Below are 21,894 nucleotides of genomic sequence, written 5' to 3'. Positions count from 1 at the left end.
GAGACAGGTTCGGATTCGACAATGATCCGAAACTCTACTGGGTCGGTTTTCTTGGGGGTTTGAGCAGGACAAGGCATCGAATTGCCGAATGCGTCGACAGCTGGTAATCAACACCTTGCCGGACGGTCGTCCCGGCGATAGCGCCCACGGCCCCGGTGATTCCGCTGCGCTCGACGAGCAAGTTCCTGGAAGGAAGAACGATCATGCGGGTGCGCACGGGTGATGTCATGGCGCGGCGTAGGCGGTGGCCGCTGGTGGTCGCGATAGGTGCGGCGCTGCTGTTGGGTGTGGGGATCGGTGCCGTGTCGGTTGGCTTCGCCGATGGGGAGCAGGTTTCCTCTGCAGCAGCGCCCGCGGAGACGGTGTTTGACACCGTGACGGAGTCTGCGCCGCCGAGCACCGAGACTGTGACGGAGTCCGCCCCGCCGCCGGTCACCGAGACCGAGACCGTCACCGAGTCCGCACCGGCCGAGCCGGCACCGAATGCCACCACGGGCGAGTCGGAGGAGGTGGGATTGATGATGGGGATGTACCAGGTTGGTGTGGACACACCGCCGGGTAGGTACGTGACCGACGGGCCGGAGCCGGGTGACCTGGCGGGCTGCTACTGGGAGCGCACCCGCGACGACTCGGGCGAGTTCGAGTCGGTCATCACGAACGGAACACCGATGGGCAAGGCGTCGGTGACTGTCGAAGAGGGTGAGTTCTTCAACGTCGACGGCTCATGCATGTGGTTTCAGGAATGACCCAGTGGTTCCGGTGGCGACCGTCCCTATCGGACGGTTGCTCGCCGCGCCCGCTCGGGCGAATCCAGAGAGCGGGCGGAACCGCACCCGTCCCCACTCGACGTCGACATCAGCTCAACGGTTCGGCGTTCGAATCATAAAGGAAGTGTCACCATGTCCACACCAACGCCATATTCGTCCTCGTCAGGAGCCGTCGAGCCGCCCCGTGGGGAGCCGCCGCGCAACGGACTCGGTACCAGCGGCTTCGTCGTCGGCCTGATCGGTTTGATCTTCTCGCCATTGCCCTTGATCGGCGTGGTTGCCTGGCCGCTGGTCATTCTCGGGCTCATTCTGTCGTCGATCGGGCTCAGCAGGGCCCGACGCGGGAAAGCGACCAACAAGGGCCTCTCGATCGCAGGTGTCGTGGTGTCGGCTGTCGGGCTGGTCATCTGCATCCTGTGGCTCACTGCCTTCGGCAACGCGGCCAACGAGGTCGACAAAGAGGCCAACCGTGAAGTCGCGATTCACTACGAGGTCACCGGTGACGCGCCGAACGCCACCATCAGTTACACCACGTACGGCGACGGGACGACGTCGACGAGCGAGGAGAACGTCACCGAGCTGCCGTGGTCGAAGGATCTCACGACGAAGGGTCTGTTCAAGGGTGGCAGTCTCACCGTCATGACCGGTGCGGAGGGCGGCAGCGTGACCTGCACGGTGACCGTCGACGGTGAGAACGCCAAGACCAGCACCGCCAACGGTCAGTACGCGACGGCATCCTGTGACGGCTTCGGCGGCTGAACCGGACAGGGTGACATGAGTACCGGCCCGCGCCGTTGGGCGTGGGCCGGTCACCGGATCGCCCCTTTCGGTGTCGACATGAAGGGGATCGTGCGGGTGTTGTCCGGGCAGCTTCCCTGACTGGTGGGTGCAGTCCGAGACTTGGCTGTGGCCACGGCTTCGTGCACGATCAGTTCGTGAGCGTCGGCTCGTCGCTCACCGCTTCGGCCAGTGCCATGTCGGACGGTCGAGCACGCCCGGCCGCTCGGCGAGCACCGTCGCGCCGAACTCCTTCTCCAGCTCCATCAGGTTCGCGTCGTCGGTGGCCGCCTCCACCGACCGGACCAGCTCGCGGGCGTGGCTCACCACGACGACCTGCGTGCGTTCTGCCGCCGTCGCGATCAACGCTGCCAACGCCGGCAGCAGACTCGGATGCAGGCTCGTCTCCGGTTCGTTCAACACGAGCAGCTCAGGTGGGCGCGGACTGAGCAACGCTGCCACCCACAACAGGTACCGCAATGTCCCGTCCGACAGCTCCGCCACCGACAACGGCCGTAACAACCCGTACTGGTGCAGCTGCAGCTCGAACCGGCCGTCCTCACCGACCCGCACCGACAGCCGGGAGCCCGGAAACGCGTTCTCGACCGCCGTGTGCAGCGCGTCCCTGTCGCCGATCTCCTCGATCGTCTGCAACGCAGCGGCCAGATCGCCACCGTCGTGGTCGAGCACCGGAGTGCGGGTCCCGACGCGCACCTGGCGGGCCGGGGCGTCGGCATCGGTGCGGAAATGGTCGTAGAACCGCCACGACCGGATCCGCTCCCGCACCACCAGCACCTCCGGTGAGACTCGTGGATCGGCGAACGACGTCAGCATGCTGTCGGTCACCGCGATCCGATGCGGCTCGCGGCCCCATGCTCCGTCCTGGTCCCGGGTCCGCACCACCGGGCCGTCCCGATCGGCCAACAACGCGGCCTTACGCATTACCGGGCCGCTCCACAGGCATTCCCGTTTGAACTCCGGATCCCGGTTGAACGCCGACTTGTCCGGGACCGGCATCCCCAGGTCGAGCGCATAGCCGAACTCGTCACCGGCGAAGCCGAGCCGCAGACCCACCGACTTCGTCCGCACAGTGCCCTGCGGCGGCGCGCTGCCCTCCCGCACCGCGCGGCCGATCGTTTCGGGACCCGCCCACAACGTCGACGGCAAGCCGCCCTCACGAGCCAATGCCGCGACGGCCCCACTGCGCGCCGCGTCCGCCAGCAGGCGCAACGCTCGATACAGATTCGACTTGCCGCTGCCGTTGGCGCCCGTCACTACGGTCAGCTGCGCCAACGGCAGCACGAGATCCCGCAGCGAACGGTAGTTCTGCACGGCCAGCGTCGTCAGCATGCAACCGACCGTAGCCGTGGCCACCGACACGAGCGCGCGCACGAGACGTCCGGGCGGCGTCCTCACCCCGTACGGCCGAGCGCCGACGCCGGCTTCACGCGCATAACGGATGAATGTCCCCGTTAACCCCGGGCCGATCACCGACGAATGTGCGGACGATCCCGACGAAGACGAGGACTGGACCGCACGTGACCCACATCGGCAGCAGATCGGCGAACACGGCCGCCGCCCGCATTCGCCGCGCCGCACCGCCCGTGCTCGTGTATCTCGCGCTGCGGCTCGTCGGCGTCGCAGTACTCGCCGCGATGTCCGCCGTCCACGACGCGAGTCTGTTTGACCGGATGACGGCGTGGGACGGCCAGTGGTACCTCGGCATCGCCGAACACGGCTACGCCGGTCACGGCGAATTCAGCCTCGACATCGACGGCGAGCCGTACCCCGACGCTCCGTACGCGTTCTTCCCGATGTACCCCGCGGCGATGTCGATCGTCGCCACGTTCGGCATCTCCCTCGACGCGGCGGGTCTCGTGGTGTCGACCCTCGCGGGCGTCGCTGCCGTGCCCGCCGTGATGCGCATCGCCGGCCACGTCGACCCGCGACGCCGCGTCGGGCTGCTGCTCGTCGCGCTGTGGGCGGGCGCCCCCATGTCGGGCGTGCTGTCGATGGTCTACACCGAGGCCACGTTCACCGCACTCGCACTGTGGGCGCTGGTCGGCGTCCTCGAGCGGCGTTGGCTGCTCGCCGGCGGTTGTACGCTGGCCGCCGGGCTGACCCGGTCGTCGGCGGCCGTGCTGATCGTCATCGTCGTCGTGGCCGCACTGCACGCGGCATGGACCCGGCGTGACAGGTGGCGGGCAGCCGCGGGTGCCATGCTCGCACCGCTGGGCCTGCTCGGCTGGTGGCTGGCCGTGTACCTGGCGACCGGGCACACGTGGCAGGAGATTCAACTCCGGGGATGGGGCGTGTCCTGGGACTGGGGCGTGGACACGCTCGACTGGATCACGGGCGCGTTCGGCGGCGAAGTGCATCCGTACGACCTGATCGGTGCGGCCGTGACCGTCGGCGCCGCTGTCCTCGCCGCCGTACTGGCGGCGCGGCCCGCCCCGTGGCCACTGACCGCCTTCGCCGCCGGAAGCGTCGTCCTCGCCGCCGGGTCGGGCGGGCTGGTGATCAGCACACCACGCCTGCTGCTCGTCGCCGTGCCCGTGCTGCTGTTGCCGGTCGCGGCAGGGCTCGCCGACAGGCGTACCGGTACGGCCCTCGTCGTGACGGGCGTGGCCGCGGCGGCAGGTTGTTGGTTCTCGGCCTACGCGCTCACCGTGTGGCCGTACGCGATCTGAGGTGCGGTCGTGAGACGTATCCGCCGCACCCTGCGCGTCCTCGCCGACTTCGCCGTCGCCGTCGCGGTCACCGTCGCACCGTGGCTGTTTCCCGGAGCCCTCGACGAACCATCCGCACGGCGACGAACCGTGCGACGTCGCCACCGTCGTCACCGCCGAGCGCGACACCGCCCCAGGCGGCGCCGCCGTGGCCGATGATGAACGAGGACATCCACCAACGAACCAGCCGCTCACGACACGGTCGCCGACCCCTGCGCCAACAACGGGATCTTCCCACCGGCGAGTACGGCGTCGCGTTGGCGTTGCGACAGGGTGTGCCGCACCTCGTAGCGCTGGTTCTTCGTGGCGTTCAACACCGACAGCGTGGCATCCGGCTCGCCCAGTAGCCGGCGCAGGTCTTCGACGACCAGCGTGTCGTCGGCGTCGATGCGGGCGTAGTCGTCCGGGCCGGCGAATTCGACCGGCAGGATGCCGAAGTTCGCCAGGTTCTGCCAGTGGATCCGCGCGAACGACACCGCGATCACCATGCGCAGGCCCAGATGCCGTGGCGTGATCGCCGCGTGCTCCCGTGACGAACCCTGGCCGTAGTTGCGGCCACCCACGATCACGTGCCCCGAACCGCCGGCCGTCTCCTGCGCCCGCGCCGGATAATCGGCGTCGATCCGCGTGAACGTGAACTCCGCCAGCGCGGGCACGTTCGACCGGTACGGCAACGCGGCGGCCCCGGCGGGGGAGATCTCGTCGGTCGACACGTCGTCGCCCACCTTCAGCAGCACCGGCGCCTCGACCCGATCCGGCAACGGCGGGAACTCCGGCAGCGACGAGATGTTCGGACCCTTTGTCAGCTCCGCGCGGCGCGACACCTCGGGTGGAGGCGGCTCCTCCAGCATGTCCGGGTTGATCGTCGCGTGCTCGGGAAGCGCCAGCGCGGGCTCCTCGATCCCCAGATCGCGCGGATCGGTGATCACACCCTTGAGCGCACTCGCCGCGGCCGTCTCCGGCGAGCACAGCCACACCGAATCCTCCGGCGTGCCCGAACGACCGGGGAAATTCCGCGGGAACGTGCGCAGCGAATTGTGCCCCACCGCGGGAGCCTGTCCCATCCCGATGCACCCCATGCACCCCGCCTGGTGGATCCGCGCACCCGCCGACACCAGATCGAACGTGGCGCCCATCTTCGTCAGATCCGCGAAGATCTCCCGCGACGTCGGGTTGATGTCGAAGCTGACCCCACCGGCCGTCTGCTTGCCGCGCACCATCGCGGCGGCGATCGCGAAGTCGCGCAACCCCGGGTTGGCCGACGAGCCGATGATCGCCTGCCCCAACGGCGTACCGGCCACCTCGCGCACCTCGACGACGTTGTCCGGCGCCGACGGCTTCGCGACCAGCGGCACCAGTGTCGACAGGTCGATCTCGTCGGTGACGTCGTACTCTGCCGCCTCGTCGGCGGCGACCTCCACGAAGTCCCGTTCCCGGCCCTCGGTGCGCAGGAATCGCCGCACCGCGTCGTCGGCGGGGAAGACCGTCGTCGTGGCACCCAGCTCGGCGCCCATGTTCGCGATCACGTGCCGGTCCATCGCCGACAACGTGTCCAGACCGGGTCCGTGGTACTCGATGATCCGGTTCACCGCCCCGGACACCGTGTGCCTGCGCAGCATCTCCAGGATCACGTCCTTGGCCGACACCCACGGCGGAAGCTCACCGGTCAGCCGCACGCCCCAGATCTCCGGCATCCGCACGTACAACGGCTCACCGGCGATTGCCGTGGCCACGTCCAGTCCACCGACCCCGATCGCCAGCATCCCGAGCGAGCCGGCCGCCGGGGTGTGCGAGTCCGAACCGACCATGCTCGCGCCCGGCACGCCGAACCGCTGCATGTGCGTCGGGTGTGACACGCCGTTGCCCGGCTTCGAGTACCAGATGCCGTACCGGCGGCACGCCGAACGGAGGAACGCGTGATCCTCGGCGTTGCGCTCGTCGGCCTGCAACAGGTTGTGGTCGACGTACTGGACACTCACGTCGGCGCGGGTCCGGTCCAGGTCGAGGGCCTCCAGCTCCTGCATGACCAGCGTGCCGGTCGCGTCCTGGGTCAGCGTCTGATCGATCCGGAGCGCGATCTCCTCGCCCGGCGTCATCGTGCCGGCCACGAGATGATCGGCGATCAGCTTCTGTGCAACGTTGCGGGGCATCCGTCCGCTTCTTTCACCCGGGGACTCTGCAGGGTGGAGGTTGCCGGTGCGGGGCCGGTCGAAACCTCGACCAGGGCATTCTGCGCCGTGTGGGTGCCGACACACCCCGGGTGGCGTGTGGGTCTGTTAGGTTCACACCGCCGTGGTGCACGGGAATCCGGTGGAAAACCGGAGCGGCCCTCGCCACTGTGATTCGGGAAGTGCTGTGCCGTTCAGCATGCAAGCCACTGGAACGAACGTTCCGGGAAGGCAGGCGCAGCGCGTACGACCCGTCAGCCAGGAGACCGGCCACGGCACCGTGCGACCCGCTCGCACACCGATGACCCGATCCACGAGGACCTGGAGGGGCGGGCTGACGATGTCATTGCCGCTGCGCCGAAGGCGCGATTCGTTCACTCTGCGCCGGAGGCGCACAATCACCCTGCGCCGGAGACGCCATCCTGTACTGCGCCGGAGGCGTAACCCTGGCGCGATCGTTTCCCTGTTCGCCGCGGTCCTGGTCGCCGCGACTGCCTGCGCGCCGCCACCACCGGACTCCGCCTCGGCCGAGGGGGGTGCGATCAGCAGGACCAACTGCGGCATCGACGTCTCCGTGGCCGATCCGCCGCAGCGCATCTACGCCGCCTACCAACCCGCCATCGAACTGGCCCACGCCCTCGGTGTGAGCGACCGGATCGTGGGCACGGCGTTCCTGGACGCGAAGGTGCTGCCGGAGTACGCCGACCGTCAGGCCGATGTGGACTACGTTCCCAGTCTTCCCAGCAGAGAAGCGCTGTTGCAGAAGAAACCGGACTTCGTGCTGTCGGGTTTCAACGGATTCTTCGCGGAACAGAGCGCGGACAGCTCGGTCGGCACACGTGCCAGTCTGCGGGGGGTCGGCGTGCAGAGCTGGATCCTCTCGCCGCTCTGCCCCAGCGAGGACGGCCTCACCGACCAGTCGATCGACCCGGCCACGGTGAAGGTCGAGAACATCTACCGCGACCTGCGCGACCTCGGCGCCCTGTTCGGCGTCGAGGACAAGGCGGACGCCGTGATCGCCGACATGCGGCAGCGGATCGCCGCCGTCGAGAAGCAGGTCGCCGACGCCGAGCGGCCGTCGGTCGCCATCGTGTCCCCGAACGAGGACGGCAGCTACAGCATCGCGAGCGGCATCGACTTCGGCTCGCACATCATCGAACGGGCAGGCGGCACGAACGCCTTCGCCGACCTGTCTAGGAAGCGCAACATCGACGTCGGCGCCGAGGAACTGGTCAAGCGTGACCCCGACGTCATCCTCACCGACGCGTGCTGCGACGCGAGCATGACCGAACAGGACGCCCGCCCCGAGGTCGACGCCATCCTGCGCGACCCGGCCCTCTCCGGCGTCACCGCCGTGCAGGACAGGGCGGTGCACCCGTTCCTGTTCGCCGACCGCAGCGCCGGAGTCCGCGCCGCCCACAGCATCGAACTGGTGGCGTCCGTGCTGCACCCCGCTCTCGTCGACTGAGGGAAACCCGGTGAACAAGGGGAGCTCCGCGACCGAGGCGGCGCGGCCGGTAGACAGCCCGTCGCCCGCCGCCGGGGACGCGTCGCCGAGCGGTGGCGTGCCCGGGACGGCGCCGGAACCACAAGCAGCGCCGGCACCGCAGGCAACACGGGTGCAGGGGCGCAGCTCCGGGCGTTGGTCCACAGTGGCCTGGGCGGTGTCGACGGTGGCACTGCTCGCCGCTGCGTGCGCACTGTCCCTTGTGGTCGGAAACTATCCGGTTTCGCCGGCGGGCGTGTTGTCGGCGCTCGTCTCGCCGGGACACGGGGACGTCGAGACGGTCGTGTGGCACGTGCGAATCCCGCGGACCGTCTCGGGCCTGCTGGCCGGTAGTGCACTGGGCGTAGCCGGTGCGGTGATGCAGGGCCTCACCCGCAACCCGTTGGCGGGCCCGGGAATCCTGGGCATCAACGCGGGCGCGTCGTTGGCCGTGGTGACCGCGATCGCACTGGGGGTGACCGCGGCCGGCGGCCACCTGTGGTTCGCGTTCGCCGGGGCCGGAGCCGCCGCCCTTTTCGTCTACGTCCTCGGATCGCTCGGCCGGGGCGGAGCGACGCCGGTCAAACTGGCGCTGGCAGGGGCGGCGCTCACCGCCATGGTCGGCTCGATGACCACCATCATCACCCTGCTCGACGCGGCCACGCTGGACGAGTACCGGTTCTGGGCCGTCGGCTCGCTCACCCGTGCCGGGGCGGAGGCCACAGCCGTCGGACCGGTCCTGGCGATCGGCCTCGTGCTGGCGCTGGCGGTCGGTGGCAGTCTCAACACGATCGCGCTGGGCGAGGACATGGCGCGCAGCCTGGGGACACGCTTGGTGGCGGTCCGCGTGCTCGCGGCGGTATCGGTGCTGCTCCTCGCCGGTGCGGCGACCGTGATCGCCGGGCCCATCGCGTTCGTCGGCCTGGCGGTTCCGCACATCGCACGCCTGCTGGTCGGCCCCGACTACCGGTGGATCATGCCGCTGTCGGCTCTGCTGGGCCCGGCCCTGCTGCTCCTCGCCGACGTCGCGGGCCGGTTGCTGGTGCAGCCCGAGCAACTGCAGGTGGGCATCGTGACCGGGCTCGCGGGCGGGCCGCTGTTCCTCTACCTGGTGCGCCGCCGGAAGGTGGCGCAGCTGTGACGGCCCGGGACACCGTCGTCGTGCACGCCGCCCGCGGAACCGTCGCGTTGCGGCTGAGCAGGCGCTCGGCGCTGTTGACGTCGGCGCTGTGGCTGGCTGCGCTGGCGCTCGCCGTGGCCTCGCTCGGCCTCGGCGAGTTCGACCTGCGGCTCGCCGACACACTGCGGGTGCTCGGCGGGGGAGGCACGCTCATCGAGTACGACGTGGTGGTCCGGGACCGGCTGCCCCGCACGGTGACCGGTCTCGGGGTCGGCGCGGCCTTCGCCTTGTCGGGCGCGATCCTGCAACGGATCGCGGCGAACCCGCTGGTGAGCCCCGACGTGATCGGGGTGAACGCAGGCGCGTCCTTCGGTGCACTGCTCGTGATGACCGTCGTCGGCGGCGCCGGGGCGTCGCTGGTGTTCGGGGCGCTGGCCGGGGCGATGCTGACGTCCGCGGCGATCGTGCTCGTCGCACTCAATCGCGGGCTGAACGGCTACCGGCTCGTGCTGGTGGGCATCGGCATCGCGGCGATGCTCTCGTCGGCGATCTCCTACCTCCTCGTGCGGGCCGAGTATCACCAGGTGCTCAGCGCCGCGTCGTGGCTCACCGGCAGCCTCGCCAACCGTGGCGCCCTGCACGTCACGATCATCGTCGCCACCCTGGCGGCGGCCGTTCCCGTGCTGCTGGTGCTGGGCAGGCACCTCCGCGTCCTCGAACTCGGCGACGACCTGGCCAGGACACTCATCGGCGGGGCACATCGGATCCGGCTCGCCCTGATCATCACCGCAGTGGCCCTCGCGGCCATGGCCACTGCGGCGGCGGGGCCGATCGGGTTCATCGCCCTCGTCGCCCCGCAGATCACGCGGCGGCTGCTGGCGGGCAGGTCGGCGGCGCTCGGCCCTGCGGCCGCGACGGGTGCACTGCTCGTGACCGGCGCCGACCTCGTCGCGCGGCTGCTGTTCGCACCCACCGAACTGCCCGTCGGCGCCGTGACCGGAGTCCTCGGCGCCCCCGTCCTGCTCTACCTGCTCGCTCGCGCCAACCGGATCGGACACACCGGATGAACCCGGACACGACCACAACCACGACCTCGACAACGCCCCCGACCTCGACCGCGTGCCCGGCGGAACAGCCGGCCACGACGCAGCCGGCCACGGAACTGTCGGCCGAGGGGCTCACCCTCGGCTACGACGCGGCGCCCGTCGTGCAGGACGTCTCCGTCGCCGTCCCACCCGGCCGGATCACGGTCATCGTCGGCGCCAACGGCAGCGGCAAGTCGACGCTGCTGCGCGGGCTGGCGCGGCTGATGACCCCGCGCCGCGGAACCGTCCTGCTCGACGGGCAGGACATCGCGCGGCTCGCCACCAAAACGCTCGCCCGGCGCCTCGGTCTGCTTCCCCAGCAGCCCCTCGCACCCGACGGCATCACCGTCGCCGACCTCGTCGGCCGCGGGCGGCACCCGCACCAGCGCTGGTTCCGCCACCACACCGACGCCGACGACACCGCGATCACGGCGGCGATGGCGGCCACCGGCATCACCGACCTCGCCGAACGGCCGGTCGACGAACTGTCCGGCGGTCAGCGGCAACGGGCATGGCTCGCGCTCGCACTCGCCCAGGACCCCGACGTCATGCTGCTCGACGAGCCCACCGCCCACCTCGACCTGACTCACCAGGTCGACCTGCTCGAACTGCTCACCGACCTGAACGCCACGCTCGGCCGCACCACCGTGCTCGTCCTGCACGACCTGAACCTCGCGGGCCGCTACGCCCACCACCTCGTGGCGGTCAAGGACGGCCGCATCGCCGCCGAGGGTCCGCCCGCCGACGTCCTGCAGCCCGGCACGATCGAATCCGTGTTCTCGCTCAGCTGCGCCGTCATCGACGACCCGCTCACCGGCACGCCGATCGTCCTGCCCCGGCCACCGTCGGGCGGCCGCCGGGCCGGCTGACTCCCGTTCGGCTGTCGGAAGACCGCGTGCCGGCCGCGCGCCTTCCTGGCGATGCTGATGCCGGTGACCGTGGGCGGATGCACGACGGTTCCGTGCTGGTTGCCGCGTTCGGGGCGCCGAGTGGCGAACCGGTGTCGCTGCTGACCGACCGTGGCCGGCGTAGCGCCGTGCGCGGGCGTTACGCGCGTACCGCTGAGTCGGCGCCCGCGGTGAGGGCCAGCGCGGCCGCCTCGCCGCGGGTGCTGACGTCGAGTTTGTGCAGCACCCGCGTGACGTGGAACTTGACGGTGCTCTCGGTGACGCCCAGGTCCGCGGCGATCGCCTTGTTGCGCTTGCCCTGCGCGAGCAGGTCCAGTACCTCGCGTTCCCGCCGGTTGAGGTCGGTCAGCCGGGTCTCCACACCGGTGTCGGCCGGTGGGTCGAGCGGTAGTTCGATCGTGACGCGGCTGCCCCAGCCCGGTGTGGCGTCGACGCCGACCGTGGCGCCGAGCGTCCGCGCGCGGCCCTGGAGCTGCCGATGCAGTCCCTCGGCGTCGAGGTTGCCCGTGCTCTGATCTCGCACGTCGACCAGCAGCGTCGCGTCGTCGCAGGTCCACGCGATGCGCAGCCGCGCCAACTCGGGATCGGCCGTGAGCGCCAGCACCGCCGTGCGGGTCATCGCGCGGGCGGCGTGCGCGATGTCGCCGGGCAGAGTTCTGCTGCCCGTGCCGGTCGGCGCGGCGAACTCGATCGGCGCCTGGTGGTGCCGCAATATCTGCCGGATCTCGTTGCGCAGCGCGGTGAACGCGGCCGAGGTGGCCTCATTGGACAGTGCCTGTTCGGATCGCTGCGCGGTGCGCAGCGAGACCAGGGCCGACGATGCGGCGTCCGTCGCCGCCACCCGCGCACGGGTGTCGTCCAGCTCGGTCGAGCGCAACGTCGTCAGCAGCCCGACCAGCGTGGACTCGTGCGCGGTGGCCAGTTCGGTGATGGTGCGTTCACGTTCGAGCGCGGCCGCGCGGGACTCGGCGAGGTAGTCGGGGCTGGCCTGGGCCACCTGCTGGCGGATCGACGTGGCGACGATGCCGAACAGCGCGGTGAGCAGGCCGGGCTGGGGCAGCGGGTGGCCGGGGGAGCGGGGAACCAGGACGAGCAGCATGTCCGACGGGTCGCGCACCGTCCACACCGTCCGTCGCTGACCCGCGATCGCGAACGTCGAGCAGACGGGAATGCCGGGGTCGAGTTCCTGTTTGATCTGTTCGAGCTCGCTGATGGTGACCTTGTTGAGCATGTCGACGTCGCCGGCGACCTTGCGCGGACGGCCCGCGCACTCGCGGGTGAATACGATCAGGGCGGTGTGCGGCCACCGGCTCGCGATGAGGTGGGAGAGGCGGCGGGCGATGTCGTGCAGCGGCCCGTCGAGGACCTCTCGCAGCCCGGTCAGGGCGGTGGCGGGGTCCGGTTCGTTCGACATCTGCCCAGCCTAACTCGTCGGAGGTCGAGGTATTGCTGTCCGTCCGGACAGGTTGTGCGCGTGGTCCGGCGCACTACCGTCGGCAAGGCATGCGGTGATGCGCATGTCTTGTTCGCCGATCCGAAGGAACTGCCCCGATGCCACAACACGTTCGCGGCGTGATCGCCCGCGCCGAGGGAGCTCCGGTCGAGCTCACCGACATCGTCATCCCCGACCCCGGACCCGGTGAGGTCGTCGTCGCGATCGCCGCGTGCGGCGTGTGCCATACCGACTTGACCTACCGCGACGGCGGGATCAACGACGAGTTCCCGTTCCTGCTGGGCCACGAGGCCGCCGGCACGGTCGAGAGCGTCGGTGAGGGCGTGGACTCCGTGCAGCCGGGCGACTTCGTCGTGCTCAACTGGCGCGCCGTGTGCGGACAGTGCCGGGCCTGCAAGCGCGGCCGCCCGCAGTACTGCTTCGACACGTTCAACGCCACGCAGAAGATGACCCTCCCCGACGGCACCGAACTGTCCCCGGCGCTGGGGATCGGCGCGTTCGCCGACAAGACCCTGGTGCACGCGGGGCAGTGCACCAAGGTCGATCCCGACACCGATCCCGCGGTGGCAGGCCTGCTCGGCTGCGGTGTCATGGCCGGCATCGGTTCGGCCGTGAACACCGGCGGCGTCGGGCGCGGGGACTCGGTCGCCGTGATCGGCTGCGGCGGTGTCGGTGACGCCGCCATCGCGGGCGCGCGCCTGGCCGGTGCGTCGCCGATCATCGCGGTCGACCGTGACCCCAAGAAGCTCGACTGGGCCGTCGACCTCGGGGCCACCCACACCGTCAACGCCGCCGAGACCGACACCGTCGAGGCCATCCAGGCCCTGACCGGCGGTTTCGGCGCCGACGTCGTCATCGACGCCGTCGGGAGGCCCGAGACGTGGACCCAGGCGTTCTACGCCCGTGACCTCGCGGGCACCGCCGTGCTGGTCGGCGTGCCCACCCCGGACATGCGCCTGGAGCTGCCGCTGATCGACGTGTTCGCCCACGGCGGCTCGCTCAAGTCGTCCTGGTACGGCGACTGCCTGCCCGAGCGGGACTTCCCGATGCTGGTCAACCTGTACCGGGAGGGCAGGCTGCCGCTCGACAAGTTCGTCACGGAGCGGATCGCGCTCGACGACGTCGAGAAGGCCTTCCACACCATGCACGCCGGTGAGGTGCTGCGTTCGGTGGTGGTCGTGTGACTGCGCGCATCGACCAGGTCGTCACCAGCGGGGTCTTCGAACTCGACGGCGGCAGCTGGGAGGTCGACAACAACGTCTGGCTGATCGGTGACGACAACGAGGTGGTGATCGTCGACGCCGCGCACGACGCCGACAAGATCACCGAGGCCGTCGCGGGCCGTAACGTCGTCGCCGTGCTGTGCACCCACGGGCACAACGACCACATCACCCACGCTCCGCAGCTCGGCGAGAAGTTCGACGCGCCGGTGCTGCTGCACCCCGCGGACCGCCAGCTGTGGGAGATGACCCACCCCGGCGCGCCGTTCAGCGAGCTGGAGGAGGGCAGGCGGATCTCGGTCGCCGGCACCGACATCGAGACGATCCACACGCCTGGACACTCGCCCGGGTCGATGTGCCTGCACCTGCCGGAGGCCAAGGCGCTGTTCTCCGGTGACACGCTGTTCTCCGGAGGGCCGGGCGCCACCGGCAAGTCGTTCTCGGACTTCCCGACGATCATCGGCTCCATCCGGGACCGGCTCTTCAGCCTGCCCGCCGACACTCGTGTCCACACCGGACACGGTGACGGCACCACGATCGGCACCGAAGCGCCCCACCTCGAAGAATGGATCGCCCGCGGCTACTGAGCGGACGGAGTCCCAGGGCCCTCGGCCGGAGCATCACGTTCCGGCCGAGGGCCCTGTCTTGTCCCGAGCGCGGTGTTACCGCGCCGTCGCAGGCGGGTCCAGCATGGGGACCAGGAATCGCCTGGCGATCGCGCGGACCTGTCCGTCGTCGTCCAGGTCGACGAGTCCGCTCGGGGTGACGAGGAACGATGCCGACATGCGGACCATCATCTCGGCCGCGAGGTCCACGTCCACCTCACCGGAGACCGTGCCCGCATGCTGCTCCGTGCGCAGGCGGTCGGCGACGAACCGGGACACCGTCGCCATCGTCCGGCCGTCGGCGCCGAGTAATGAGGGCACTACGAGGTCCGGGTCGACCTCGAGGAGACCGCCGATGAGGGGGTTGTGCCGGATAGAGCGCAGCGCGCTGGCGAAACCCAGCTCGACCCGTTCGGCTGCGCTGCGCGCGGGCCTGATGTCGAGCAGGAACTGGTCGAAGTAACGCCGGAACTCGCGCCGGACCACGTGTTCGACCAGCGCGTCCTTCGTCGAGAACCGCCGGTACACGGTGATCCGTGAGATGCCCGCTCGCCGTGCGACGTCGTCCATCGTCGAGCGGCGGATCCCCGTCCGGCAGAACTGCTCGTAGGCCGCGTCGAGCACCCGCGTGGTAGCGGCGTCCTCGACGTCGTTCTCGCTGGTCTCGCTGAATACGCGTTCGAGCAGCGACGCGGGTAGGCCAGTGCCGGACGCGACAGCGCCGGGCAGGGTCGGTTCCACGGATCACCTTTCGTCGACGGCAGGTCTGGTGTTCTGAGCAACCATATGCTCTCATGATACGCGGAATCGCAGTTTGTATCACCGTATCAATCGGCACGGTATCTGTCCGGTCATCGGCAACTCAACGAGGAGTGCGGACCATGGAAGAACTGAGCAGACGAAAGGCGCTGGTCGCAGGCGGGGCACTGGGGGCGTTGGGTGCGTTGGGTGTTGCGGCGCCCGCCCAGGCGAAAGCGCTGTGGACGTGGTCACCGGCGGGCTCTGTGGCAGGAGCGGGCGCCGGCACAGACCCCCGCACGGTGTGGGATCCGCAGGTCGACCGGGTGATCTCGGCACTGCTGGACCGGGGTGATGTCTCGCGTGTCAACGAGCTGCTCCGTACCTGGACCACGAACGATCAGCAGCTGCCGAGCGGACTTCCCGCCGACGTGCGTGAACTGATGGAAAGCGCCCGCAGACTGCCGTCGTGGGTCGATCACGACAAGTTGGAACAGTCCTTCGACTTCACCAAGCGGCGCGGACTGTACCTCGGCGTGTTGTACGCGATGGCGAGCGGGATGATGAGCACCGTCATCCCGAAGGAGGCGCGCGCGGTCTATTATTCCTACGGCGGCGCGAACATGAAGGACCGCATCTCCAAGACCGCCAAGCTCGGCTACGACATCGGCACCCGCGACGCCTACGCCCCTGGCGGGGAGATGACCGTTACCTGCGTGAAGACGCGCATGGTGCACTCGGCGGTCCGGCACCTGCTGCCGCAGTCTCCACAGTGGAACCAGGCCGCTCCCGAGGATGTTCCGATCAGTCAGGCCGACATCATGGTCACCTGGCACAGCCTGGCCACTACGGTCATGCAGAAGATGCGTGAGTGGGAGATCCCGATCTCCGACGACGACGCCGAAGCGTACCTGCACTCGTGGCAGGTCACGGCTCACATGCTCGGGGTGCGGGACGAATACATCCCGGCGTCGTGGCACGAGGCCGACCGTCAGGCCGAGCAGGTCTTGGATCCCATCCTGTCTCCCACTCCGGAAGGCCGCGATCTTGCGCGGATCCTGTTGGAACTAGGGTCCGAACTGGACGGAAGCGTGCTCAGCAAGCCGTTGCTCGGCGCATTCACGCGTTACACGCTCGGCGACCGGGTCGCGGACTGGCTGGACATCGACAGGGAACCGGTGTTCGGCCCGATGATCGAGACGTTCTGGCCGCCGTTCATCGCCGCACGGGAGTTCGGCCTCAACTTCCCCGGGTCGGACGAGACGTACTGGCTCTTCGACGAACTCATCCGGCAGGTCGTCCTGCTGTATCTGTCCGAGGCCGACTATCCGATCAGCATCGAGATCCCACAGGGCAACCGCCCGTCCTGACGCGAGCACTTCCGCGCCTCGATCTCGCCGCCGGCGTATGTGCAGGCGCGTTCCCTCACGAAGATCCCTGAGCTTCGAAAGGAATACACGCAATGGCGGACTTCAACCGACGCCGGGCACTCATTTCCGGTGGAGGGTTGGCTGCGCTCGGCGCCATCGTCGCTGCCTCCCCCGCACAAGCACGCTCCCTGGTCGGCTGGAACTGGTCGCCCGCCCGCTCCGTGGCCGGGAACGGGAACGGCACCGATCCGCACTGGGTGTGGGACAGCGAGGCCGATCCGTTGCTCGAGTCGCTGTTCAAGCGTGGCGTCATCCCCAAGGTCAACGAGGCGTTGTGGAACTGGGAACGTAACGAGCAGCCCTTGCCGAGCGGATTGCCCTCCGACCTGCGGGACTTCATGGAGCACGCACGCCAGCTTCCGCAATGGGCCGACCGCGACAAGCTCGAACGGGCTGCCGAGTTCAACAAGAGCCGCGGGATCTACCTGAACCTGTGCAACGGACCCGGTGGCGGAATCCTCGCGACCGCGATCCCCAAGGAAGCCCGCTCGGTGTACTACTCGGCCGGCGGTGCGGACATGGAGGACCGCGTGGCCAAGACGAGTCTGTTCGGATTCGCGGTCGGTTCACTGGACGCCTACCGGCCCGAGGGTACGTGCGTGGTCGAGTGCGTGAAGACTCGCCTGGTGCACGCGGCGGTCCGGCATCTGCTGCCGCAGTCCCCGCATTGGCGCAACGGCGCTGAGGAGGAGATCCCGATCAGTCAGGAGGACATGCTCGTCACCTGGCATACGTTGCCGACCTTCGCGATGCGCAAGATGCGGGAATGGGAGGTGCCGATGTCCGATGACGACGCGGAAGCCTACCTTCACGTGTGGCAGGTGACCGCGCACATGCTCGGCATCTCCGACGAGTACATCCCGGCTACCTGGGACGCCGCGTATGCGCAGTCGGACCAGATCATGGCCAGGAACATGGGGCCGACACCCGAAGGGGTCAAGCTCACCGACGTCCTGCTCAGTCAGCTGGCCGAACAGACGAGTCCGCTGAGTCTGAGCCGACCGCTGTGCAACGCGCTCGCGCGCTACCTGGTCGGCGACGAGGTGGCCGACTGGGACGGCATACAGCGCGAACCCGTGTGGGACAACGTCATCTCCGAGGCGTGGCCGATGCTGGTGAAGTTCCGTGAAGGCCTCGTTCCGCTGCCGATGGTGCCGGAGGTCGCGTGGACCATCGACGAGGCACTGCGGAAGTACATCCTCTTCTACCTCACCAAGGGTGAGGAGACGAAGATCGAGATCCCGACCCACAACCGGCCGGAGTGACCCGCGGTGCATGATGCGATCGGTCGGCGGCGGTTTCTCGGCTATGTGCTGGCAGCACCGACCCTGGTCACCGCCGCCGAACTCGGCCGTACGCCCACCGCGTCGGCCGGCCAGCACTCACCGGCGCCCGCTCAGTTGCCGTCGCCGGAGATCACCGAGATCGTCGACCTCAACGACATGATGACCGTCGCTGCGGCCCCGACGGCCAACCTGATCTCCGTCGAGGTGGGCCCCGACGGCTCGGTCTCGTTCGCGCTGCCGCGGGCCGAGGTCGGGCAGGGCATCACCACCTCCACGGCCATGCTGATCGCCGAGGAGCTCGGTGTGCCGCTCGAACGGGTGCGCGTCACCTTGGCCGATGCGCGGCCCGAGTTGGTGTTCAACCAGCTCACCGGTGGTTCCAACACGACCTTCTCGACCTACACCCCGGTACGGGTTGCCGCGGCGGTGGCCCGCACGAGGCTGCTCGACGCCGCCGCGGCGGACTTCGGCGTGCCCGCAACTCGCCTCACTCTCGACGGTGGGACCGTCTCCGGTCCCGGCCGCCGCGGGGTGGACATCGGAAAGCTCGCGGCGAAGGCGTCGAGCGTCCGGGCCGAGAATGTCGCCGTGGAGCTGCGTAAGCGTGAGTCGTTCAAGGTCATCGGGACCCCGCGCAGCAGAATCGACGCACTCGAGGCGGTGACCGGTAAGAAGAAGTTCGCCGTCGACCTCGACGTCCCGAACGCACTGCCGACGATGGTGTGCCGCGCGCCGACCGTCAACGGCGTGGTCGGCTCGGTCGCCAATCTCGGCGAGGTTCGCGGGATGCCGGGCATCACCGACGTCGCGCGGATCTCCACCGGCGTGGCGGTGCGCGGCGAGACCTTCGGTCAGTGCATCGACGCGGTGCGTGCGCTCCGCGTGTCGTGGCGGCCCGGCACGGCGGAGGGCAAGTCCGACGACGACGTTCGCGAGGAGTTGCGGGCGGCGGAGCTGCCGCTGGTCCGGAAACCACCGCTGACCGACACGGTGGACGAGACGTTCACGTTCCACTTCCGCAGCAACAGTGCACTCGAACCCAACTGCGCGATCGCCGACGTCCGTGCCGACCGGGCCGAGATCTGGTCGTCGTTGAAATCGCCCATCGTGGCCAAGCAGACGGTCGCGGCGCGACTGGGACTTCCGCAGCGTGCGGTGACCGTCCACGTCACCGAGGGCGGCGGGTCGTTCGGCCGCAAGCTGTTCTTCGATGGTGCGCTCGAGGCCGCGGAAGCCTCCCAGCGGTTCGGCAAGCCCGTCCGCTTGATGTGGCACCGGGCAGACGATTCCCGGCAGGGCCGGACCCATCCCATGGCCACCTCCCGCGTCCGCATCTCGTACAAGGGCGACACGGTGCTGCGCTACGACCAGCGGCACACCAGCGTCTCCACCGATCTCGGGCACGGGCTCGGCGAGATCATCACGGCGACGGCAGCTCAGTTGCCGGTGGGCGACATCGGGTTCGCGGAGACGTTCTTCCAGCTGTCGCAGACCATGTCGTACGACTTCGGCTTCAACAGCCGATTGCTAACCGAAACGGACAAGGGATTCAACACCGGCAGCATGCGCAACGTGTACTCCCCGGACGTGACGTGCGCACGGGAGCTCATGGTCGACGAACTCGCCACGAGGATGGACCGGGACCCCTACGAGCTACGGCGGGCATTCCTGCGAGACGACCGGTCCCGGAGGGCCCTGGAGAAAGTCGCCCGGGCCGGTGACTGGGGGCGGCAGATGCCCGACGGCCTGGCCCAGGGCATCGCCTTCCACGCCGAGTACAAGGCCGTCAGCGCATGCCTGGTCGAACTGGACTGCCGCCGCGAGACGGTCGAACGGCCGATCCGCAACGCAGTAGCCGGACCGCGGGTCACGAAGGTCGTGTTCGCTGTCGACGTCGGGCTCGCCGTGAATCCCCGCGGCCTGGAGGCCCAGATGATGGGCTGCATCAACGACGGCATCGCGCTGGCACTGACCTCGAGCTTGCATCTGCGTGACGGCAGTTTCCTCGAGGCCAGCTGGGATAACTACTTCTACACACGGCAGTGGAACACCCCGCCCGAACTGCAGATCATCGTGCTGCCCGACAGCAGCGACGAGCCGGGAGGCGCCGGTGAACTCGGCGTGGCGGCCTCGGTCTCGGCCGTGGCCTGCGCCTATCGTCGCGCGACCGGAACGATGCCGACCAGCTTCCCCATCAACCACGACACATTGTCGTTCGAACCGAAACCGACCGTTCCGCCCGTCCCGCAGTCGCCCACCGACGGCAGGGATCATGCCTGGTGAAGGAGACCTACTTGCCTGAGCACACCTTCCGCGTCAACGGCGAGCAGATGACCGTCGACGTGGCCCCGGATGTCCGGCTGCTGTGGGTGTTACGCGACATCCTCGGCATCACCGGCCCGAAATACGGCTGTGGGATCAACGTCTGCAAAGCATGCACCAGCCATCTCAACGGCCAGGCGTTCAACCCCTGCTCGGTGCCGGTCGGCGACGTCGGCCCCGAGGACGAGATCACTACCATCGAAGGGCTACCCGCCACGGTCGGCCGGGAGCTGCATCCCATGCAGGAGGCGTGGCTGGACCACGACGTCGCGCAGTGCGGATACTGCCAACCCGGTCAGATCATGGCCGCGGTCGCCCTCGTGCGCCGCGTCCGGTCCGAGGGGCGCGCCGTCACCGACGCCGACCTCGACACCCTCCGAAACATCTGCCGCTGCGGCACCTATCCCCGGATCCGGAAGGCCGTCGCCGAAGCCGAGGCCCACATGTAGGACGGGGGTGACGCCAGGCTCACACCGGCCAGGTGCTCCGGGACCGGTGTGAGCGACGAGGCCGACCCACTGCTCGCCTCAGGAACGCCGCTGGTCGGACTCGGAGCTCTTCTCCTTCGCCCTGGCAGCTTCCTTCTTCACCTCGGCTTGGGTGGCGCGTTCGCGCTGGAGCCACTCCGGGTTCTCGTCCTTGATCGCGTTGATCTGCTCGGTCGTGAGCGGGTCCATCAGACCGGCGCGGGCGAGCCCGCCGATCGAGATGCCGAGTTTGGCGGCGACGACCTGGCGCGGGTGCGGGCCGTTGCGGCGCAGGTCCCGCAGCCATTCCGGCGGACTGGTCTGCAGTGCGTTCAGCTCGTCGCGGGAGACCACGCCCTCCTGGAACTCGGCGGGCGTTGCTTCGAGGTAGACGCCCAGCTTCTTCGCCGCGGTGGCGGGCTTCATCGTCTGGGTGGTCTTGCGCGACGTCATGTCGACCAGCGTATCCGGCCGACCGTGCGAGGCGACCGCACCCGGTAATCTGACGCCGTGAGCACCACCGACGAGCGTGACGAGCCCCGGGCGTTCCGGCTCGCCTATGTCCCGGGGGTGACCCCGGACAAGTGGGTGCGGATGTGGCGTGAGCGCGTGCCCGACGTGCCGCTCGAACTGGCCGGCGTTGCGGCGGCCGACGCCGCCGACCTGGTACGCGACGGCCACGCCGACGCCGTCCTGCTCCGCCTGCCCACCGACCGCACCGGTCTGCACGCGATTCCCCTCTACACCGAGACGACCGTCGTGGTGGTCGAGAAGGAGCATCTGCTCACCGTCGCCGACGAGCTGTCCGTCGACGACCTCGCCGACGACGTCGTGCTGCACCCCCACGACGACACGCTCACCTGGGAACAGCTGCCGGGGCAACCGGCGATCGCCCGCCCCGACACCACGGCGGGCGCCATCGAACTGGTGTCGGCCGGCGTGGGAGTCCTGGTCGTGCCGCAGTCGCTGGCCCGGCTGCACCATCGCAAGAGCCTCACGTACCGGCCGTTGACCGGCACCGAGCGGTTTCCGGTGCCGCAGTCCCAGGTCGCCCTGTCGTGGCCCGAGGACGAGACGTCGGACCTGATGGAAGAGTTCATCGGGATCGTCCGCGGCAGGACCGTCAACAGCACCCGCGGCCGCGGTCCGACACCCAAGCAGCCGAAACCCGCAGCCGAACAGTCGACGTCGCCCGGCGGGAAACAACGAATCCGTACCGGAAAACCCGGAAAGCCGGGAAAGTCCGGAAAGCCGGGGAAGCGCGGTAGCGGCGGCAGGGGTGGAAAACCCCGCCGCCGCTGATCGCGTGCGGTGAGTTCGCCGCGCTCGGCGG

Annotated in this window: 20 protein-coding genes and 1 riboswitch; of the genes, 14 read left to right on the top strand and 6 right to left on the bottom strand. The window is 69.2% G+C overall.

What is annotated here, in order from left to right; all coding sequences use genetic code 11:
- The first annotated feature begins 203 nt into the window (after positions 1-203).
- Together LY12_RS10750 and LY12_RS10745 are read left to right on the top strand one after the other, a co-directional pair.
- Complete coding sequence (locus tag LY12_RS10750) at positions 204-746, top strand: Rv1352/Rv1906c domain-containing protein (RefSeq protein ID WP_253855611.1); 543 nt, start codon at positions 204-206, stop codon at positions 744-746.
- Between the two features lie 153 nt (positions 747-899).
- Positions 900-1,526 carry an MmpS family transport accessory protein gene (locus LY12_RS10745; RefSeq protein ID WP_253855609.1) on the top strand — a complete coding sequence of 209 codons (627 nt, stop codon included), beginning with the start codon at positions 900-902 and terminating at the stop codon, positions 1,524-1,526.
- 195 nt (positions 1,527-1,721) lie between these two features.
- Here LY12_RS10745 and LY12_RS10740 read toward each other — a convergent pair whose 3' ends face one another.
- Positions 1,722-2,894 carry an AAA family ATPase gene (locus tag LY12_RS10740; RefSeq protein ID WP_253855607.1) on the bottom strand — a complete coding sequence of 391 codons (1,173 nt, stop codon included), beginning with the start codon at positions 2,892-2,894 and terminating at the stop codon, positions 1,722-1,724.
- Positions 2,895-3,082: 188 nt separating this feature from the next.
- On the opposite strand from LY12_RS10740, the gene LY12_RS10735 reads away from it, so the two are divergent.
- Positions 3,083-4,234, top strand: coding sequence for a putative hexosyltransferase (locus LY12_RS10735; RefSeq protein ID WP_253855605.1), 1,152 nt, complete (start codon positions 3,083-3,085; stop codon positions 4,232-4,234).
- A 67-nt stretch (positions 4,235-4,301) separates the two neighbouring features.
- Here the strand turns inward: LY12_RS10735 and LY12_RS10730 are convergent, their stop codons facing one another.
- Complete coding sequence (locus LY12_RS10730; protein WP_253855603.1) at positions 4,302-4,445, bottom strand: hypothetical protein; 144 nt, start codon at positions 4,443-4,445, stop codon at positions 4,302-4,304.
- 19 nt (positions 4,446-4,464) lie between these two features.
- Positions 4,465-6,423 carry an aconitate hydratase gene (locus tag LY12_RS10725; RefSeq protein ID WP_253855601.1) on the bottom strand — a complete coding sequence of 653 codons (1,959 nt, stop codon included), beginning with the start codon at positions 6,421-6,423 and terminating at the stop codon, positions 4,465-4,467.
- 126 nt (positions 6,424-6,549) lie between these two features.
- A riboswitch (cobalamin riboswitch) is annotated at positions 6,550-6,730 on the top strand.
- Positions 6,731-7,015: 285 nt separating this feature from the next.
- On the opposite strand from LY12_RS10725, the gene LY12_RS10720 reads away from it, so the two are divergent.
- From LY12_RS10720 to LY12_RS10705, 4 genes are all read left to right on the top strand, one after another.
- Entirely contained in the window at positions 7,016-7,909 is an 894-nt protein-coding gene (locus LY12_RS10720; protein ID WP_253855599.1) for an ABC transporter substrate-binding protein, read from the top strand.
- A 196-nt stretch (positions 7,910-8,105) separates the two neighbouring features.
- Complete coding sequence (locus LY12_RS10715; RefSeq protein WP_253855597.1) at positions 8,106-9,068, top strand: FecCD family ABC transporter permease; 963 nt, start codon at positions 8,106-8,108, stop codon at positions 9,066-9,068.
- Positions 9,065-10,114: a FecCD family ABC transporter permease gene (locus tag LY12_RS10710; RefSeq protein ID WP_253855595.1), complete on the top strand. Its 1,050-nt coding sequence runs from the start codon at positions 9,065-9,067 to the stop codon at positions 10,112-10,114. The genes LY12_RS10715 and LY12_RS10710 overlap by 4 nt, the downstream gene beginning before the upstream one ends.
- On the top strand, positions 10,111-11,001 hold the full coding sequence (locus LY12_RS10705) for an ABC transporter ATP-binding protein (RefSeq protein WP_253855593.1): 891 nt from the start codon (positions 10,111-10,113) through the stop codon (positions 10,999-11,001). The genes LY12_RS10710 and LY12_RS10705 overlap by 4 nt, the downstream gene beginning before the upstream one ends.
- Positions 11,002-11,179: 178 nt before the next feature.
- On the opposite strand, the gene LY12_RS10700 is transcribed toward LY12_RS10705, so the two are convergent.
- Entirely contained in the window at positions 11,180-12,454 is a 1,275-nt protein-coding gene (locus LY12_RS10700) for a helix-turn-helix transcriptional regulator (RefSeq protein ID WP_253855592.1), read from the bottom strand.
- A gap of 137 nt (positions 12,455-12,591) precedes the next feature.
- On the opposite strand from LY12_RS10700, the gene LY12_RS10695 reads away from it, so the two are divergent.
- Entirely contained in the window at positions 12,592-13,677 is a 1,086-nt protein-coding gene (locus LY12_RS10695; protein WP_253855590.1) for an S-(hydroxymethyl)mycothiol dehydrogenase, read from the top strand.
- Positions 13,674-14,300: an MBL fold metallo-hydrolase gene (locus LY12_RS10690; RefSeq protein ID WP_253855588.1), complete on the top strand. Its 627-nt coding sequence runs from the start codon at positions 13,674-13,676 to the stop codon at positions 14,298-14,300. The genes LY12_RS10695 and LY12_RS10690 overlap by 4 nt, the downstream gene beginning before the upstream one ends.
- 75 nt (positions 14,301-14,375) lie before the next feature.
- Here LY12_RS10690 and LY12_RS10685 read toward each other — a convergent pair whose 3' ends face one another.
- A complete protein-coding gene (locus LY12_RS10685; RefSeq protein WP_253855586.1) occupies positions 14,376-15,059 on the bottom strand; it encodes a TetR/AcrR family transcriptional regulator in 684 nt (227 codons plus the stop codon).
- Positions 15,060-15,199: 140 nt separating this feature from the next.
- Here LY12_RS10685 and LY12_RS10680 point away from each other — a divergent pair, with 140 nt between their 5' ends.
- The 4 genes from LY12_RS10680 to LY12_RS10665 all read left to right on the top strand — a co-directional run bounded on the left by LY12_RS10680 (position 15,200) and on the right by LY12_RS10665 (position 20,543).
- On the top strand, positions 15,200-16,426 hold the full coding sequence (locus LY12_RS10680; RefSeq protein ID WP_253855584.1) for an oxygenase MpaB family protein: 1,227 nt from the start codon (positions 15,200-15,202) through the stop codon (positions 16,424-16,426).
- Positions 16,427-16,518: 92 nt separating this feature from the next.
- Positions 16,519-17,751 (top strand): oxygenase MpaB family protein, encoded by a 1,233-nt coding sequence (locus LY12_RS10675; protein WP_253855582.1) that lies wholly within the window; start codon positions 16,519-16,521, stop codon positions 17,749-17,751.
- Positions 17,752-17,757: 6 nt separating this feature from the next.
- On the top strand, positions 17,758-20,055 hold the full coding sequence (locus LY12_RS10670; protein WP_253855580.1) for a molybdopterin cofactor-binding domain-containing protein: 2,298 nt from the start codon (positions 17,758-17,760) through the stop codon (positions 20,053-20,055).
- 11 nt (positions 20,056-20,066) lie between these two features.
- The gene (locus tag LY12_RS10665; protein WP_253855578.1) at positions 20,067-20,543 is read left to right on the top strand and encodes a (2Fe-2S)-binding protein; all 477 of its coding nucleotides are present in this window, start codon (positions 20,067-20,069) and stop codon (positions 20,541-20,543) included.
- Between the two features lie 78 nt (positions 20,544-20,621).
- Here the strand turns inward: LY12_RS10665 and LY12_RS10660 are convergent, their stop codons facing one another.
- Positions 20,622-21,014 (bottom strand): DUF5997 family protein, encoded by a 393-nt coding sequence (locus LY12_RS10660; RefSeq protein ID WP_253855576.1) that lies wholly within the window; start codon positions 21,012-21,014, stop codon positions 20,622-20,624.
- Positions 21,015-21,155: 141 nt separating this feature from the next.
- Between LY12_RS10660 and LY12_RS10655 the strand changes: the two genes are divergently transcribed.
- The gene (locus LY12_RS10655; protein ID WP_253857286.1) at positions 21,156-21,863 is read left to right on the top strand and encodes a LysR substrate-binding domain-containing protein; all 708 of its coding nucleotides are present in this window, start codon (positions 21,156-21,158) and stop codon (positions 21,861-21,863) included.
- Positions 21,864-21,894 lie beyond the last annotated feature (31 nt).

The sequence above is a fragment of the Prauserella alba genome (assembly GCF_024171735.1).
GTDB classification, from domain to species: domain Bacteria; phylum Actinomycetota; class Actinomycetes; order Mycobacteriales; family Pseudonocardiaceae; genus Prauserella; species Prauserella alba.
This window is presented reverse-complemented; position numbering and strand designations above follow the sequence as displayed.

What these genes read in the sequence shown, in the direction of transcription:
- LY12_RS10750 (WP_253855611.1), top strand. Translation starts at nt 204, where the DNA reads ATGCGGGTGCGCACGGGTGATGTCATGGCGCGGCGTAGGCGGTGGCCG.
- LY12_RS10745 (WP_253855609.1), top strand. Translation starts at nt 900, where the DNA reads ATGTCCACACCAACGCCATATTCGTCCTCGTCAGGAGCCGTCGAGCCG.
- LY12_RS10740 (WP_253855607.1), bottom strand. Translation starts at nt 2,894, where the DNA reads ATGCTGACGACGCTGGCCGTGCAGAACTACCGTTCGCTGCGGGATCTC.
- LY12_RS10730 (WP_253855603.1), bottom strand. Translation starts at nt 4,445, where the DNA reads ATGTCCTCGTTCATCATCGGCCACGGCGGCGCCGCCTGGGGCGGTGTC.
- LY12_RS10725 (WP_253855601.1), bottom strand. Translation starts at nt 6,423, where the DNA reads ATGCCCCGCAACGTTGCACAGAAGCTGATCGCCGATCATCTCGTGGCC.
- LY12_RS10705 (WP_253855593.1), top strand. Translation starts at nt 10,111, where the DNA reads ATGAACCCGGACACGACCACAACCACGACCTCGACAACGCCCCCGACC.
- LY12_RS10700 (WP_253855592.1), bottom strand. Translation starts at nt 12,454, where the DNA reads ATGTCGAACGAACCGGACCCCGCCACCGCCCTGACCGGGCTGCGAGAG.
- LY12_RS10695 (WP_253855590.1), top strand. Translation starts at nt 12,592, where the DNA reads ATGCCACAACACGTTCGCGGCGTGATCGCCCGCGCCGAGGGAGCTCCG.
- LY12_RS10680 (WP_253855584.1), top strand. Translation starts at nt 15,200, where the DNA reads ATGGAAGAACTGAGCAGACGAAAGGCGCTGGTCGCAGGCGGGGCACTG.
- LY12_RS10675 (WP_253855582.1), top strand. Translation starts at nt 16,519, where the DNA reads ATGGCGGACTTCAACCGACGCCGGGCACTCATTTCCGGTGGAGGGTTG.
- LY12_RS10660 (WP_253855576.1), bottom strand. Translation starts at nt 21,014, where the DNA reads ATGACGTCGCGCAAGACCACCCAGACGATGAAGCCCGCCACCGCGGCG.
- LY12_RS10655 (WP_253857286.1), top strand. Translation starts at nt 21,156, where the DNA reads ATGTGGCGTGAGCGCGTGCCCGACGTGCCGCTCGAACTGGCCGGCGTT.